This is a genomic window from Priestia sp. P5_B4, from assembly GCF_056400385.1.
Map to the genome: position 1 here is coordinate 1 of NZ_JBFULJ010001284.1, position 799 is coordinate 799.

General features: G+C 39.0%; 2 protein-coding genes. Both read left to right on the forward strand.

Annotated features, from left to right (window positions below; translation table 11 throughout):
• The coding region (locus AC1DRF_RS30510; protein WP_477742637.1) for a DUF3231 family protein at window positions 1-175 on the forward strand (175 nt) is incomplete at its 5' end.
• Between the two features lie 235 nt (window positions 176-410).
• Window positions 411-799, forward strand: a 389-nt coding sequence (locus tag AC1DRF_RS30515) for a GNAT family N-acetyltransferase (RefSeq protein WP_477742636.1), incomplete at its 3' end; no start/stop codon positions are given.

Sequence of the window (799 nt, forward strand, 5' to 3'; positions counted from 1 at the left end):
AAGCAATGCTTTAGGAGGCGCTTTTAGTTTACGAAGTGATTTGCCACTGAAGATGCTGCAGCTGGCTAAAGATATTTATTTCTTTGCGAAAGAAGGCGGTAAAGTCATGATTCAAAACAGATGGCTTGAAGAGCCTCCTCAAATTGAAGATCGCAATCAGTTAACTAAAAAATAGGTTCTTTCTTATAGGAAAGCTAGCTGCTCTACGTGCAGCTAGCTCTATTTGTTTTTTTAGTATACTGTTTTTAGGGCTAGTACGTAACAACTGTTTGCGTTATTTAGAAGTTTTTCCGTCTTTTTCTCAGTCGTTTAGCTCGTATTTCCACTTAATTTATAACAAAAAAATAAAATAAAAGGTATTTTCTCTGAGCTGACGAAATCTTTCTATATAAAATAGAAAGGAGAAAAGTATGTTTCCTATTCTTCTTACACCTCGCACTACACTGCGTGAAATAACAGAAGTCGATGTAGATACTATCTTTGACTGCTTCTCTCAGAAAGAAGTTATTAGATATTACGGGCAAGAAAAATTCACAACAATTCAAGAGGCTCTGGTTCTGATTGATATTTTTGCTGAAAATTACAGAAAGCAAAAAGGCATGCGCTGGGGAATTGAACGGCTCGATACGGGGGAATTAATCGGGACAGTTGGATTTAATCAGTGGAACCAAAAGCATAAGCGCGCGGAAATTGGCTATGACCTACTCCCTCAGCACTGGGGTCACGGCTATGCTTCAGAAGCTGCTTCGGCTGTTATGGCTTATGGCTTTGATACCCTTCAGCTAGTGAGGATTGGAGC